Consider the following 14,513-nt stretch of genomic DNA (forward strand, 5'->3'; position numbering starts at 1 on the left):
CTACTCCTCACTCTGCGTTGTCTCGGTGCGAGCCAAGGGCCCGAATCGAACCGCATCGCCCGTTTTCAGTTCCAGCGCCCCTGCGGCGTCATGTGACAACCAGACACCGCTGGACCCCTCCACCACATTCGTCAAAACCACCCGGAAATTATCTATCGCAGGGTTTACAGCCAGATGCTTGGGATGGTGCCCCTCGCCTTCAACGGTACCACCAAGCACATCGGTAAGGCTTTTGCGCCCGGTCCATATCCCTCGCTTATGGGCTTCCATCACTGGTCCACCGTCAAAAATATCCACTGACCCGGAAAAGCGGAACCCCTCCCTCTCCAACAGGCGAATGGCAGGCCGTGCGCCGTCATGAGGCTTGCCGATTACTTCACGGGCCCTATCGGTCAGGAGCGCGGTATAGATTGGGAATTTGGGCATCAGGTCAGCAATAAACTGGCTGTTACCGCGCCCGTTGATCTCATCAGCTTCTTTGAAATCCATACCAAAGAAGTGCCGGCCAATGGCCTCCCAAAATGGTGAATGGTGATCCTCGTTTACCCAGCCACGAATTTCGGCGATTACTCTGTCAGGGAAGCGATCAGGGTGTGCTGCCATCAGCATATAACGTGCCTTCGCCAACAACTTGCCAAGATTGTCACGCCGGTAGTCAGGATCGAGAAACAAGGTTGCCACCTCAGTAGCGCCAATAAACTCGTTCGAGAGCTGCAGAAGCTCCGTATCCACACGCATTTCTGGCTCATGGCTTATCTGGGTTTGATGCAAAAGCCTGTAGCTATAGAACGGCTTATCAAGCCCGATACCCACGATCAGCGCACTTGTGCCCGCAATGGTGCCGTCTGACAGGTCCTCAAGCACCAGAAGGTAGCTTCGCATCTGTTTTGGGTCAGGTTCAGACGAAAAAGCCTCCAGTGAATTTTGGATTTTGCTTTCAAGGGTGGGTCGGTGGTCAGGTAAAGTTGTCAGGCCCGTGCCGGTTTTTTTGGCAAGCGCCTGCAATCCATCAAGATCTTGCAATCGTGCTGGTCGCACCACAAACATGAGTTTTTCCTCATTTTAGATCCGGGCAGCATGTGAGGGCCCCGGTTGCCTCATGGCCGACCGGCCATGAAAGGAGTGAAACGCGTGTTCTAAATTCCTCCTACGCGCCTCATCCCTTGGCCTTCAGTACATGGTCGAGCTCTCCGCTCGCAAAGGCCATCAGAATCAGTGCAGACAGCTTAGCTCTTTCTGCGAAACTGTCCACGCAAACAAATTCATCCGCGCTGTGGATCATACCGCCGCGCACACCAAGCGTATCGACATTAGGCAGCCCTGCCGCCGCCAGGTTATTGCCTTCACAGCAACCGCCTGTTGGCACATAATCCACACTGATACCAAGCTCGGCACCGCACGACTTAATCGCGTCCATAAGAAGGATATTGGCATCGCTCAATGCTTTCGGCGGCCGATTGATGCCACCGTGAAGCTGCACGCTGTACCCGTCAACACCATCCCATGCGGCAACTATTTCACTGACCTTGCGCTCAAAATACTGGGCGTCCTCCGGCTCCTTGAGCCGAACGTTAAACCGGCACCACGCCATATCGGGCACAACATTTGGTGCAATGCCCCCTTTTATCACCGCAGGGTTGACCGTCATTTCAGGCCTTTCGCCGCTAAGGGAAGCCAGTGCCGTGATAATGCTTGATAGCGCGACCACAGCGTTGCGGCCGTTATAAAACTCACGGCCCGCATGTGCAGCTTTGCCGCGCACAACAACGGTGTAGTTCCCGCTGCCTTTCCGCGCGCCAGCGAGCGTGCCGTCAGCCAGCGCTGGTTCGTAAGTAAGGCCGATATCCGCTGACTTGGCCCGCTCAGCCAGTATCTTGGCACTCGCAAGCGACCCGGTTTCCTCGTCAGGAGAGAGAAGTATCTCCCAACCCACATGTTCCGCCAGTGGTGTTTCTTCAAAAGCCTGAAGGGCGTTCAACATCACAAGGATACCGCCCTTCATGTCCGCCACACCCGGGCCATTCAGTATATTATCATCCAGCCACACGGGTTCCTGGAAGTTGTGGTCTTTCGCGAAGACCGTATCGGTATGCCCAGTCATCAAAACCTTGCGGTTTGCCTGTGGGCGCTTGAATAGGCGAATGGTACGGCCATTTTTTATGGTGACAACCTGCCCGGCCTCATTCACAGCTTCGCCGTCATCCAGCTCGATCAGTTCAACTTCCGGGCTGAGCGGCGCGAACGCCTCCAGCACCAGATCCTCCATATGAGAGAGGCCTTCGAGGTTGCGACTGCCGCTGTTTACCTTCGACCACGCGATCACGGTATCAATCATCACCTGAGCTCGGCTATCAATACGGGTAAGTGCTTCCCGCGCCAGCTTGTCTGTGTTCAGAATAGTGATTGGCGATGACATGAAGACCCCACTTTTAATGCTTGAGGTGAATGATTCTCTTGAGTTCAGGAGTAAGGGAGCCCAAGCCTTGCGTCAAGCCGCCTAAACTTTGGAAATAAAAGGCCTAAAACATACGGAACTCACCGCATCTTCCACTCGCTTCACCGCATTGGACCAAAGTTCAAACACTTTGTTGCTAAACTTTTTTCACAAAAAAACATGAGAGCCATGAGGAGCCATATATTTTCGATTGTCCTAAGAGAGAACCGCAAAGGTCATGGGATATAAATCAACAGCGAGGTTGTACAATGAAAGCACTAATAGTCGATGGCGAAGAACTGATCCGTCTTTCCCTGAAAGAGGTCATTTCTGTCTCCAGCAACTTCCAGGAAATACTGGAAGCTGGAAGCCAACATGAATTTCTGGCACGCACTGCCAGCCACGACGAACTGTCCCTGATCGTCGTTCATCCTTCAAGCCTTGGCAACGACGGCGCTGATTGCCTTCGTCTTGTTCAACGGCTTTATCCTGACGCAGCGCTCGTCGCTATGCTTGACCGTGAAGGCCAGAATGTTGGCGATCTCGGCAATATGGTTACGGTGCTTCGCAACGCTAGTGTGGGGCAGATGGTGACAGCCATTCGTCGTGCGCTTAAACTTCCCCTTGATGGTTTTGGTTCCGTTTCCAACCAGCCATCTCGCCCGGACGTACGCGGCGCTCTTCGGCACGAGTTTGACCGTTTCCAGGAAAACGCAACACCAAACCGCTCGGCAATCGACAGCATCGACCTTGGCCGCCTGTCCTACCGTCAGAAACAGATTCTGGCGATGGCTGCGGATGGCCTTCCCAACAAGGAAATTGCTGCTCGCCTCTCCATTGCTGAAGGCACGGTGAAAGCGCACATGCATGCGATCTTCAAGGTGCTGGGTGTTTCCAACCGCACGCAAGCCGTTATCAGGTATGGCGCAGTGGGAAACGCAAACCCGCGTCCATCGCAAAGCGATAGCTGGATGTACGCGAACGCGAGCTAATCAAGCTTTGATCAGCAAATAAAAAGGGCTGCCAAATTGGCAGCCCTTTTTGCGTTTTTCTTCAGGCTCTTGCTAAAGCGCACCGGTGAGGTGCTTGAGCACCCCTGAAAAATCTTTACCGCCATGGCCATTTTCATCCATTTCCGTATAGATCTCGGCAGCCTTTGCACCCAAGGGTGTATTTGCCGCGACGGACGAAACCGCCTGCATGGCAAGCCTCAGGTCCTTCAGCATCAAGGCCGTTGCAAAGCCCGGTTTATAGTCATTGTTGGCCGGTGACGTGGGCACAGGCCCCGGCACAGGACAATATGACGTTAACGACCAGCATTGGCCCGACGCGTTGGAAGCCACATCAAAAAATACCTGATCGTCAAGCCCAAGTGCCCGACCAAGATTGAACGCTTCCGAAACCCCGATCATGGAAATAGCGAGCAGCATGTTGTTACATACCTTCGCGGCCTGCCCGTTACCTGACGGCCCACAATGCACAATCTTGCCGGCCATTGGTTCAAGCACTGACTTCGCACGCTCAAACGCCGTATCTGTGCCGCCCACCATAAAGGCAAGCGTACCTGCGGCTGCGCCGCCCACACCGCCAGAGACGGGGGCGTCCACCATCTCGAAACCTTTCGTGCTCGCAGCCTCTGCAACCGCGCGTGCGGTATCCACGTCGATGGTTGAGCTATCGATCAACAGCGCACCTTCTTTTGCGTTTTCCAGCACGCCGTCCTCGCCTTCGTAAACGCCTTTCACAATGGCACCCGAAGGCAGCATGGTGATAACCACGTCAGCACCTTTTACGGCCTCACCAACGCTGATAAAGCCTTCACCGCCTGCGCCGCGCAGCCCATCCAGAGCATCGGCAGAAAGGTCAAAACCCCGCACCACCATTTGGGCGCCAAGCAGGTTTTTTGACATTGGCAGGCCCATATTTCCAAGGCCAATAAATGCAACAGTGGTCATTCTTTTTCCTCCCAACTCAAATTTTCAGTTCAAGCGCATCAAGGCTTGTAAAATAGCGATCAATCTCTGTGTCTTTAACGCGGTCGAGCGCGTTAGGTGACCAGACAGGCGCGTTATCCCTGTCAATCAGGATCGCGCGTACACCCTCAAAGAAATCATTACCTTCCATCACACGGTTCACCATGCGGTATTCCATGCGCATGTTGTCGCGGAAGTTTTCCAACACTTCACCACGCCGCAGCTGCGCAAAAGTCAACTTCAGACTAGTGGGTGATTTGCTCATCAGTATCTTGTGCTGCTTTTTCGCCCATTCGCTAGCATCCAACTCAAGCGCCTCTAATATCTCTTCGACCCGTACACCAGAGAAGGCACTGTCGATGTCGTCCATCACTTCCGCCAGCGGCGCGGGTTCCGGGTCGGTATGAAAACGGTCCAGCACTTCTTTTGCATCATCGAGGCTCTTGATCTCAGTGCCCGCAAGCGCCACAATCACATCCTCAACCTGGCTTGAGCCAATCACATGACTTGCAATACCAAGGGCATAGAGGTCGGGCGCCTTGATGCGCGCGCCGGTAAGAGCCAGATACATGCCCGTTTCACCCGGCAATCTGGGCAGGAACCAGCCCCCCCCTACATCCGGGAATAAGCCCAGCCCGGTTTCCGGCATGGCGAACAAGGTTTTTTCGGTCGCAACCCACAAATCACCGGGGATCGAGACACCAACTCCGCCGCCCATGGTGATGCCGTCAACAAAGCTGATGTAGGGTTTGGGAAACTCATCAATGGCGATATTCATCAGGTATTCGTCATGGAAGAAGTCGCGCCATTCCGTTGTGCCTGCCTTGTAGGACTGGGTGACTTTCACGACATCGCCACCGGCGCAGAAGGCTTTATCGCCCGCGCCCACCACTACAACAGCCTGCACCGAAGGCATGATCGCCCACTCGTCCAGCTGACGCTTCAGCTCAACCGCCATATTATGGGTCAGGCTGTTGAGCGCACGCGGCCGGTTCAGTGTAACAAGGCCAATGTTGCCACGTGTTTCAAACGATACTTCTGGGTCACTCATAATCAGTCCTTCAACAGCGCCCGGGAAATCACCACGCGCATAATCTCGTTTGTACCTTCAAGGATTTGATGCACACGCAGGTCACGCAAAATGCGCTCTATCGGATAATCCTGCAGATAGCCGTACCCGCCATGCAATTGCAGCGAGGCATTGGTTACGTCAAAGCCCACATCGGTCACAAAACGTTTTGCCATGGCAGCCGCCGAGGCTGCGTCGTGTGCTTTATTGGTAACCTTCTGCGCTGCCGAATAGAGAAGGAGCCGCGCTGCCTCAAGCTCGGTCGCCATATCTGCAAGACGGAACTGGGTCGCTTGAAAATCCGCTATCGCACGACCAAACTGCTTACGATCTTTTGTGTAGGTAACCGCCTCATCAAGGGCGCGCTGCGCACCACCAAGCGAGCACGCGGCAATGTTCAACCGCCCACCATCAAGGCCCTGCATGGCGATCTTGAAACCCTGCCCCTCTTCCCCGACAAGATTTGCGGCCGGGATGCGGCAGTCATCAAACATAACGGCAGAGGTAGGTTGGCTATGCCATCCCATCTTCTTTTCCTGCGCGCCGAATGAGAGGCCCTCGGTGCTCTTCTCAACGATGAAACAGCTGATGCCCTTGGCACCGTCATCGGACGTACGTGCCATCACCACATAAACGTCGCTCTCGCCGCCGCCGGATATAAAAGCCTTGGCACCGTTCAACACATAGTCATCACCGTCTCTAACGGCTTTGGTCTTGAGGCTTGCTGCATCGGACCCGGCACCGGGTTCTGTCAGGCAATAACTGGCCATTTTCTGGAGTGTCGCCAGATCACCCACAAAGCGCTCGCGCTGCTCATCGTTGCCAAAACAATCGATCATCCAAGTTGCCATGTTGTGGATCGAGATCATCGCGGCAGTTGACGGACAGCCCTGTGAAAGCTGCTCAAAAATCAGCACGCTTTCCACACGACTGAGGCCACAGCCCCCGCCCTCTTCCGAGACATAAATGCTACCAAAACCCAACTCGCCAGCGGCTTTCGCCACTTCCACAGGCCACACCTTGTCTTCATCCCACTTGTGGGCTTCTGGCGTGATCATATCCGCCGTGAAAGTACGTGCCATTTCCTGAATGGCGCGCTGATCTTCATTTAGTGAAAAGTCCAAGACTACCCCCTTGGTTACAAATAATCGGCAGGAGAGATACATACATATACCCCGCAGGCCCAATCTGCGGGGTAACGGGCGGGGCCAACACCCCGCCCGAAACGCTTTAGTTCAGCTTGTTGCCATTAGCGTCCCAAACCTCGAGATCGCCAAGGCCAAGCTCACGAATGCCAGCCTCGATCTGCGCGCGGTCGCCCACAATCAGCCACACCAGTTGATCTGGGTGAATGTTTGCTTTGGCCTCAGCCTTGATCGCATCGATATCAAGCGCCTCATACTTCGCCTTCAGGCCAGGTACATAGTCGTTCGAACGGCCAAAGCGATTGTTTGACAGAAGGCTACCAAGCACGGCCCCCGCTGTTTCAAAATCACCTGGCAGGCTGTTGGTTTGTTTTGCAACAAACAGCGATAGCTCCTCCTGCGTGGCAGGACGATCACCAAGATAGGCCGCAAACTCTTTATTGAGTTCCGCTATCGAATCTTTGGTTTTGTCCGTCTGTACCGGCGCATAAACAAGCCACATACGCTGCCCACGGGCATCGGTTGTGAAGGTATAGGCACCATAAGCCCAGCCCTTGTCTTCACGCAGGTTCATATTCACGCGTGATGTGAACTCACCACCCAAAATGCTGCTGGCCATTTCCTGTGTCATGTAGGTATCGCTACCTGTTGACGGATACAGATGACCGGCCAGAATAAGGGACTGCGGTGAGCCTGGCTTGTCCATGATAATCACCCGGCCTTCAGACGGCAGGTCAGCATCGGTGATATTCTTGGCCGGAACCGGTGTTGCTGGCGCAGACCAGTCACCAAACGCTTTTTCAAGCGATGCTGTTGCTTCCGCAAGGGTGATATCACCTACCATGAAGATGGTGGCGTTATCAGGCCGTATCCAGTCGGTGTGGAACTTCACAAGGTCATCACGGCTGAGGCCTTCAATCGCGGCTTCAGTGCCAGAGCCAGTGTAAGGCACACTATAGCTGTGGCCTTCACCGTACAGTATGGCTGGGAGCGTGCGCAGTGCGAGCTGCACAGGTTGCGCCTTTTCCTGCGCGATAGACTGGATCCAACGCTGACGTAGGCGGTCCATCTCACCCTGATCAAACGCCGGGTTACGCACCACATCGGACGCAAGCGCGAGCGATGCATCAAGGTTTGGTTTCAAGGCTGAGAGCGTAACCGTGCTCATATCCAGGTTGGAGCCGGTTGAGAGGTTTGCACCAAGGCCTTCTGCCTCAGCAGAAATCTCAAGCGCGGAACGAGACGTGGTGCCTTCATCCAGCATGGCAAGCGCAAAACTGGCTGTGCCCAGTGCCCGGCCTGCGTCTGCCGCATAGCCTGCATCAAACTGCATCGCCGTTGTCACGATCGGAACCGTTGGGCGGTTTGCCACCACAACACGCATGCCGTTCTTGAGCGTTGCTTCCTCAATTGCGGGGAACGTCAGGTCCGGCAGTTCACCAACCTCAGGCAAGCCTTTGGAACGGTCAACTTCCGATGCCACGGTTTTATACTCAGGATAAGGCCGCACGGTTAGCTGGTAATAACCTTGCCCAAGCCATTTGTTGGCAACATTCTTCACGTCTGCTGCACTTGCATGGTTCAACTGATCGATGGTTTTTGCATAAAAGCCAGCATCGCCCGCATACAGTTCCCCACGCGCAAGCGCTGTGCCTTTGCCACTAAATCCACCAATCTGCTCCAGCCCCCGCACTTGGTTTGCCAGAACGCTGGTTTTCACCCGCTTCAATTCTTCGTTTGTTGGGCCTTCCTTGAGGAATTTATCCATCTCAGCATTGATCAAACGCTCGACTTCCGCTTCATCAGCGCCTGGCTTCAGTGTGGCCTGAATTTCAAACATGGACGCCAATTCAAAGGGCTGCATGCTGACGCTCACGCTAACGGCCAGTTGGTTTTGGTAAACCAGCGCCTGATAAAGGCGCGAATTTTTGCCGCCGCCCAGAAGGTCAGCAGCAAGGAACATTTCAGCGGTCGTCAAATCTGTGCGCGGTGCCACTGCCCAATTGCGGTAGATGCGCACCTGCGGGGCTTTCTGGTCCACCATCTCTTCAACGGTGTTGTTCACGCGGGTAGGCACCCAGGCTTTATGCTGCTTCAGCGGCGGGCCTGCTTCAATGTCACCAAAATATTTTTCCATCAACGGCTTTGCTGTTGCCGCGTCGATATCACCAGCCAGTACAATCACTGTGTTAGCGGCGCCGTAATATTCCCTGAACCAATCTTTCACATCGTCCAGCGACGCGGCGGAAAGGTCTTCCATCGACCCAATTGTGGAATGACGATAAGGGTGGCCAACAGGGAACAAGCCCTCAAGTTGGCGGTATTCCACAAGGCCATATGGTGCGTTGTCGCCCTGGCGTTTTTCGTTCTGTACAACACCGATCTGGTTATCCAGCTTTTCCTGGGTAACAGCGCCCAGCAGGTGCCCCATCCGGTCAGATTCCATCCACAGCGCCATATCAAGCGCAGGTGTCGGCACGTTCTGGAAATAGTTGGTGCGGTCAAACCATGTGGTGCCGTTCATATTGGTGGCACCCACTGCGTCGAACGGCTTGAAAAATTCGTCGTTATAATTTTCGGATCCATTGAACATCAAGTGCTCAAAAAGATGGGCAAAACCGGTTTTACCCGTCGGCTCGTCCTTGGAGCCCACGTGATACCAAACCCCAACCGCAACGATTGGCGCTTTGCGGTCCTCGTGCACAATGACACGAAGCCCATTATCGAGCGTAAATTTCTCGAATGGAATTTCGACCTTCAGGTCGACACTGGTATCCACAACCGGTTGTTCTTTTTCGGTTTTCGCGCCGCCGTCTTGCGCCTGGCACGAAACCAGCGCCGTCATGACAGCAGCCCCGACAATAAAGTTTCTAATCATCATGAGAATCATCTCCCCGCGTGTTCAAGGCAAAAGGCACAGCGTGCATTTTGCGGATAGTCACAAAGGCAGTGAAACACTTGATACTATTATTATTTTGCCTCGTGACAGATAAACCCGAAGGGCCGAAGCCCTTCGGGTGTCGTAATTTAGCTGTTCAGCGTCGGAATGACAAACTCCGCGCCAGAACGAATACCGGTTGGCCAACGTGACGTTACAGTTTTTGTTTTTGTATAGAAACGTACGCCTTCCATACCGTGCTGGTTGATGTCGCCGAATGCTGAGTTTTTCCAGCCACCAAAAGTGTGGAACGCCAGCGGCACAGGGATAGGTACATTCACGCCAACCATGCCTACTTCAACACGGTTCACATATTCGCGCGCAGTGTCACCGTCGCGAGTATAGATGGACGTACCGTTACCAAACTCATGGATCGACGGCAGGTTTGCTGCTTCATCAAAGCTTTCCGTGCGCATAACCTGAAGCGTTGGGCCAAAGATCTCTTCTTTGTAGGTACGCATGCCCGGCTTGACGTTATCGAACAGGGACCCACCAAGGTAGTAGCCGTTCTCAAACCCCTGCATCTTGTATTCAAAGTTCCGGCCATCAACCACAGCCGTAGCACCTTCCTGATCAGCAAGATCAAGATAACCACGAACCTTTGCGAGGTGGTCAGCAGTTACAAGCGGGCCCATTTCGGCTTCGGTGTCCATCGAATGACCGATCTTGAGCGCTTCAACACGCGGCTTCAACATCTCTACAAGCTTGTCCGCAGTCGCTTTCCCAACAGGAACCGCAACAGAGATTGCCATGCAACGCTCACCGGCTGAGCCATAAGCTGCCCCTATAAGAGCGTCTGTCACTTGATCAAGGTCGGCATCCGGCATGATCAGCATGTGATTTTTGGCGCCGCCCATCGCCTGGCAGCGTTTGCCATGTGCTGTGGCTGTTGCATAAACATATTGGGCGATTGGTGTGGAACCAACAAAAGAGACAGCTTTCACGCGCGGGTCCGTGCACACGGTATCAACGGCTTCCTTGTCACCGTTCACTACGTTGAACACACCATCCGGCAGGCCTGCCTCTTTCCAGCATTCCGCCAGCAAGAGCGGCACGCTTGGGTCTTTCTCACTTGGCTTCAACACATAAGTGTTGCCGCAGGCGATAGCCACACAGCTCATCCACAGTGGAATCATCGCCGGGAAGTTGAAAGGTGTGATACCAGCGACAACACCAAGTGGCTTGCGCATGGAATACATATCAATGCCGGTGGACACATTGTCCGAAAATTCACCTTTGATAAGGTGAGGAACGCCCTGCGCAAACTCTGCAACCTCAAGCCCGCGCTGTACATCGCCTTGTGCGTCTGAGAATACTTTACCGTGCTCAGATGACAGTGCTTCTGCCAACCTGTCCTTTTCACGGTAAAGAATGTGAACGAGGTTTTGCAAAACCCGCGCACGCTTCACAACGGACGTGGAAGACCACGCCGGGAAAGCAGCCTCTGCCGCCGCGATGGCGTTTTCAACTTCGGATTTGTTCGCGAGGGCAACTTTGCCCGCCTGCTCACCGGTTGAAGGATTGAACACGGGGCCAAAACGACCGGAAGTGCCCTCTACAGTTTCGCCATTAATATAATGATGACGCTCATACATGATAAATTCTCCAAATTGGCCGCTTAAGAACAAGGCGTTTCCAAATAAGCTTTCGGAAAATTGCTCTTTGGGCGGCACACTCCATCCCAAAATCTCGCGGAGCATACATTATGCGATATTGCAGATCACTAAGAAGTTTTGCATCAACTTATGTGCAATATTGCACATTATGATATTTTGCCGGGTGTATTGAAATTTCTTCAAAAACCGAACCACAACAGTAGCGCATCGGCTGAAATAAACTAAAGGCTTATAAAATAAACTAAAGGACCATAAGGCATACGCCTTGCTAGCCCAGGCAACATAGTTTGACTTGAATTCTCAAAGCATCCCCCCCTAAACTAACACCGAAAGTCATAAACTTTCTGTTGGGATTAGTATGAGTTAACATAGGGCACTAACGTTACAGGGGGACGACATGAAAAGAGCAACCGCCTTAATTACAGGTCTGCTACTAGTGGCCGCCGGCGCTTTAAACTCACCAAGCTTCGCCGATGAGAAAAATATTCCCGAACCTTTCAGGGGAGAGACCAAAGGTTCTCCTATTGAAATCCGCTATGATGACTGGAACGCCATTTTAGACATGACGGTTCTTGATGCTGGTACATCTGACCGGTCAGTAGCGTCTTCACCCCGGCCCGTGTTCGGTACCAGAACCGTCCGCGGCAATACGAGCAGCACGCGAAACGAAGGCAATCGTATCGCTTTCCCTGCCTTCGCTGACTATGAGGAAAACCTTAGAATTCTCGAACAGATCAAGACAGAATTAGAGGCGATACCCGAGCAGGCACCACTTCGGTTGTGGACGAAAAACGAACAACTGGCCTACTGGCTAAACTTACACAACATCACCATTATTATCGAATTGACCAAACAGTACCCAATGAAGTCGCTCCGCCCTCTCCTTAAAGGGTCCCGCAAAGAGCCAGCCCTTTGGGACCAAAAACTGATGACCGTTTCAGGCATTCCATTATCCCTGAATGACGTCCATGATATTCTAGTTGAGAAATGGGATAGCACCTTGGTGATGTACGGCCTGTTTCAAGGATATGTTGGTGGTCCTAACATTCAAGACAAAGCCTATACCGGTCGCACCGTCCACAAATTACTTGTCGAAAACGCCAAGGAATTTGTTAATTCCAATCGCGGCATGCGGCCCAAGGGTTCAACCCTGCACATCTCCGAATACTACAAAAAAAACAAGAAACTCTTCCCTGACTGGGAAAAGGACCTGAAGAAACATTTTGTCAGTCTTACAGAATTCGCCCTGCACGACCGAATTCAAAACGCCAAACGCATCAAGGCCTCAACAAACGACTTTTATATAGCTGACTTGTATGCTGGCTCTGCCAGTAAAGGTTCAGCGGCAGCATCAAACCCGGCGGCCTTAACAACCGCGCTAGTGAGCTCGAACGACGGGGCAGGCGAAATATTGCCTGACGTTAATTTCGGCATCGGTGACTGGAACTTGGATACATATGCCAACTATCAACTGGCTCCAATCGAAAGTCGGTTCCCCGAATATGTCACTGAGTATATTCAGAAAGTACGCAAGAATAAATCTATGCGACCCGGCAATGTCGACGTCGAAGAGGTTGAAAACGAAACTCCCGAAAAGGAAGGCAATAACTGATCTTCCTGCTAGGCGAAGGACGCCTGATCGCGTAGACATAGTCTATGTTTGACTGGAACGATCTACGCTACTTTCTTGAACTGGCTCGCCGCGGTAAACTTGCCGCGGCGGCCCTGCGTCTTGGTGTTGATCACACCACTGTCGCCCGCCGTATTGCGGCACTGGAAGAACAATTAAACCTGAAACTGTTCGACCGGGAAAACCGCTCCTATAAGCTCAATGAGAACGGCAGGCGGCTACTCGTACATGCAGAAAAGATGGAGGCAGGCTCTGTCGCCCTCCTTGACGAAATAGAGCCTACGTCCACTGAGGGACCTTCTGGTACTGTGCGCCTCGCCACACCCGAAGCCTTCGGCAGCCAGTTCGTTGCACGCCATTGCACCAGCTTCCGCAGCCACAACCCCGGTATCACACTCGAACTTGTTGCAGAAACACGCTCCCTTAACTTCAGTCGCCGGGATGCAGACGCAGCGATTACGCTTTCGCCGCCAGGGCATGGACGAGTGGTTTCTGAAAAACTGGGCGACTACCGGTTGAGGCTATACGCAGCCCCCAGCTATCTGCAGAAACACCCACCAATCGTGAGATTGCCTGACCTGAGCCACCATCACTTCATCTGGTATGTGGAGGACCTGCTGCCAGTACCCGAACTACAGATGCTTGATAAAGCCATTGGTGACCCTCAGGTTATTTTTCGCACCACAAGCGTGACAGGCCAGGCGCACGCCGCAGAAGCAGGCCTCGGCATCGCGCTCCTGCCCTGCTATCTCGCAGACCGGATGAAAGGCCTCACCACAGTCCTACCGAACGAGCTTTCGATACTGAGAGACTTATGGCTTGTGGTTCACGCGGAATTACACCCGGAGCCTCATATTGATCGGGTCGCCTCATTCCTGAAAACGCTGGTGACATCGGAACGCCGTGCCCTGTTGGGGGCTAGCTAGTCTGTAGCGGCGTTGCTTACCAGATATTTCCCGTGCCCTGTTTTCCGAAACAGGTTGCATAGGGGGGTCAAGTCCCGGCCGCAAGTGAGCATCTTTTCGCGTTTTGCGACCTCTTGCAAGAACTCCGCTGGCTCCCGGCCTGTCAACCTTGCGAGGTTATAGCACCGCTGCGGCATGAGCGGATTTCCCCAAGCATCCGACGCCTTCTCGCACGTCTGCAACGATAGCATCGCAGCCTGATAATCCCCAAGCGTCATAAGGACGTTGGTGTGCTTGATCAATGTCGAGCTGAGCATCTCGAGAAGATGCGGGTTCTTTTCGCCTTCAAGCAACAACGTCGCGTCTTCAATAACATTCTCCGCCGGCCCATTGCCCACTGCATGCGCGCGTATCACCCGCATTGCAAGCGCAATAAAACGGTCAGCTCTCGCGTCCTTATTGAGGGTTGCCTCGATCTCATCCATCAGGGCTATTTTGCGCTGTGAACTTGCATAGTAGGGGCTGCGCTCCGCCAGGCTGAGAGAGAGGAACTGCCACATCGAGAGATCGTTTGCGTCCAACAGCAGCTTCTTCAATTGGGCAAGCTCGATTGATGCAGTTCTCGTTCGCTGGGTCAACCCGGCGTGCAACGCCTGTGCCTCATCACAATAGGGAAGCCAACGCCTGCCTTCACTTTGCGCTGCCAGACAGCTATCTGGCGCGAACGGGTTATCAACCTTGTCCTGTGCCATAAGGCTACTGTTCCAAGCCACCAGGAGGAATAGAGATATTAGAAATCTTGA

The 14,513-nt window shown here is 53.4% G+C and carries 11 protein-coding genes; 3 read left to right on the forward strand and 8 right to left on the reverse strand.

All coding sequences use genetic code 11. The features are described 5' to 3' along the window. Complete coding sequence (locus tag ACOOGA_RS04815) at nucleotides 1–1,047, reverse strand: arginine N-succinyltransferase (RefSeq protein ID WP_420429711.1); 1,047 nt, start codon at nucleotides 1,045–1,047, stop codon at nucleotides 1–3. Between the two features lie 109 nt (nucleotides 1,048–1,156). Then, nucleotides 1,157–2,416 (reverse strand): hydrolase, encoded by a 1,260-nt coding sequence (locus ACOOGA_RS04820; RefSeq protein ID WP_420429713.1) that lies wholly within the window; start codon nucleotides 2,414–2,416, stop codon nucleotides 1,157–1,159. Between the two features lie 287 nt (nucleotides 2,417–2,703). Here ACOOGA_RS04820 and ACOOGA_RS04825 point away from each other — a divergent pair, with 287 nt between their 5' ends. After that, nucleotides 2,704–3,426, forward strand: coding sequence for a LuxR C-terminal-related transcriptional regulator (locus tag ACOOGA_RS04825; RefSeq protein WP_420429715.1), 723 nt, complete (start codon nucleotides 2,704–2,706; stop codon nucleotides 3,424–3,426). 72 nt (nucleotides 3,427–3,498) lie between these two features. On the opposite strand, the gene mmsB is transcribed toward ACOOGA_RS04825, so the two are convergent. From mmsB to ACOOGA_RS04850, 5 genes are all read right to left on the reverse strand, one after another. Next, nucleotides 3,499–4,389, reverse strand: a complete 891-nt coding sequence (gene mmsB / locus ACOOGA_RS04830; RefSeq protein WP_420429717.1) for a 3-hydroxyisobutyrate dehydrogenase — start codon at nucleotides 4,387–4,389, stop codon at nucleotides 3,499–3,501. Between the two features lie 16 nt (nucleotides 4,390–4,405). Next, on the reverse strand, nucleotides 4,406–5,458 hold the full coding sequence (locus ACOOGA_RS04835) for an enoyl-CoA hydratase/isomerase family protein (RefSeq protein ID WP_420429719.1): 1,053 nt from the start codon (nucleotides 5,456–5,458) through the stop codon (nucleotides 4,406–4,408). 2 nt (nucleotides 5,459–5,460) lie between these two features. After that, nucleotides 5,461–6,642 (reverse strand): acyl-CoA dehydrogenase family protein, encoded by a 1,182-nt coding sequence (locus tag ACOOGA_RS04840; protein WP_420429721.1) that lies wholly within the window; start codon nucleotides 6,640–6,642, stop codon nucleotides 5,461–5,463. A 64-nt stretch (nucleotides 6,643–6,706) separates the two neighbouring features. Continuing rightward, nucleotides 6,707–9,511 carry a M16 family metallopeptidase gene (locus tag ACOOGA_RS04845; protein ID WP_420429723.1) on the reverse strand — a complete coding sequence of 935 codons (2,805 nt, stop codon included), beginning with the start codon at nucleotides 9,509–9,511 and terminating at the stop codon, nucleotides 6,707–6,709. Between the two features lie 137 nt (nucleotides 9,512–9,648). Then, nucleotides 9,649–11,154 (reverse strand): CoA-acylating methylmalonate-semialdehyde dehydrogenase, encoded by a 1,506-nt coding sequence (locus ACOOGA_RS04850; protein WP_420429725.1) that lies wholly within the window; start codon nucleotides 11,152–11,154, stop codon nucleotides 9,649–9,651. A gap of 418 nt (nucleotides 11,155–11,572) precedes the next feature. On the opposite strand from ACOOGA_RS04850, the gene ACOOGA_RS04855 reads away from it, so the two are divergent. After that, nucleotides 11,573–12,787: a DUF547 domain-containing protein gene (locus tag ACOOGA_RS04855; RefSeq protein ID WP_417460524.1), complete on the forward strand. Its 1,215-nt coding sequence runs from the start codon at nucleotides 11,573–11,575 to the stop codon at nucleotides 12,785–12,787. A gap of 44 nt (nucleotides 12,788–12,831) precedes the next feature. Next, nucleotides 12,832–13,731: a LysR family transcriptional regulator gene (locus ACOOGA_RS04860; RefSeq protein ID WP_420429727.1), complete on the forward strand. Its 900-nt coding sequence runs from the start codon at nucleotides 12,832–12,834 to the stop codon at nucleotides 13,729–13,731. Here the strand turns inward: ACOOGA_RS04860 and ACOOGA_RS04865 are convergent. Beyond that, the gene (locus ACOOGA_RS04865) at nucleotides 13,728–14,462 is read right to left on the reverse strand and encodes a hypothetical protein (protein ID WP_420429729.1); all 735 of its coding nucleotides are present in this window, start codon (nucleotides 14,460–14,462) and stop codon (nucleotides 13,728–13,730) included. The genes ACOOGA_RS04860 and ACOOGA_RS04865 overlap by 4 nt on opposite strands. Nucleotides 14,463–14,513 lie beyond the last annotated feature (51 nt).

This window comes from Kordiimonas sp., from assembly GCF_965216265.1.
Classification (GTDB): Bacteria; Pseudomonadota; Alphaproteobacteria; order Sphingomonadales; family Kordiimonadaceae; genus Kordiimonas.

What these genes read in the sequence shown, in the direction of transcription:
- ACOOGA_RS04845 (WP_420429723.1), bottom strand. Translation starts at nt 9,511, where the DNA reads ATGATTCTCATGATGATTAGAAACTTTATTGTCGGGGCTGCTGTCATG.
- ACOOGA_RS04860 (WP_420429727.1), top strand. Translation starts at nt 12,832, where the DNA reads ATGTTTGACTGGAACGATCTACGCTACTTTCTTGAACTGGCTCGCCGC.
- ACOOGA_RS04865 (WP_420429729.1), bottom strand. Translation starts at nt 14,462, where the DNA reads ATGGCACAGGACAAGGTTGATAACCCGTTCGCGCCAGATAGCTGTCTG.
- ACOOGA_RS04855 (WP_417460524.1), top strand. Translation starts at nt 11,573, where the DNA reads ATGAAAAGAGCAACCGCCTTAATTACAGGTCTGCTACTAGTGGCCGCC.
- ACOOGA_RS04820 (WP_420429713.1), bottom strand. Translation starts at nt 2,416, where the DNA reads ATGTCATCGCCAATCACTATTCTGAACACAGACAAGCTGGCGCGGGAA.
- ACOOGA_RS04840 (WP_420429721.1), bottom strand. Translation starts at nt 6,642, where the DNA reads ATGTATCTCTCCTGCCGATTATTTGTAACCAAGGGGGTAGTCTTGGAC.
- ACOOGA_RS04835 (WP_420429719.1), bottom strand. Translation starts at nt 5,458, where the DNA reads ATGAGTGACCCAGAAGTATCGTTTGAAACACGTGGCAACATTGGCCTT.
- ACOOGA_RS04815 (WP_420429711.1), bottom strand. Translation starts at nt 1,047, where the DNA reads ATGTTTGTGGTGCGACCAGCACGATTGCAAGATCTTGATGGATTGCAG.
- mmsB (WP_420429717.1), bottom strand. Translation starts at nt 4,389, where the DNA reads ATGACCACTGTTGCATTTATTGGCCTTGGAAATATGGGCCTGCCAATG.
- ACOOGA_RS04850 (WP_420429725.1), bottom strand. Translation starts at nt 11,154, where the DNA reads ATGTATGAGCGTCATCATTATATTAATGGCGAAACTGTAGAGGGCACT.
- ACOOGA_RS04825 (WP_420429715.1), top strand. Translation starts at nt 2,704, where the DNA reads ATGAAAGCACTAATAGTCGATGGCGAAGAACTGATCCGTCTTTCCCTG.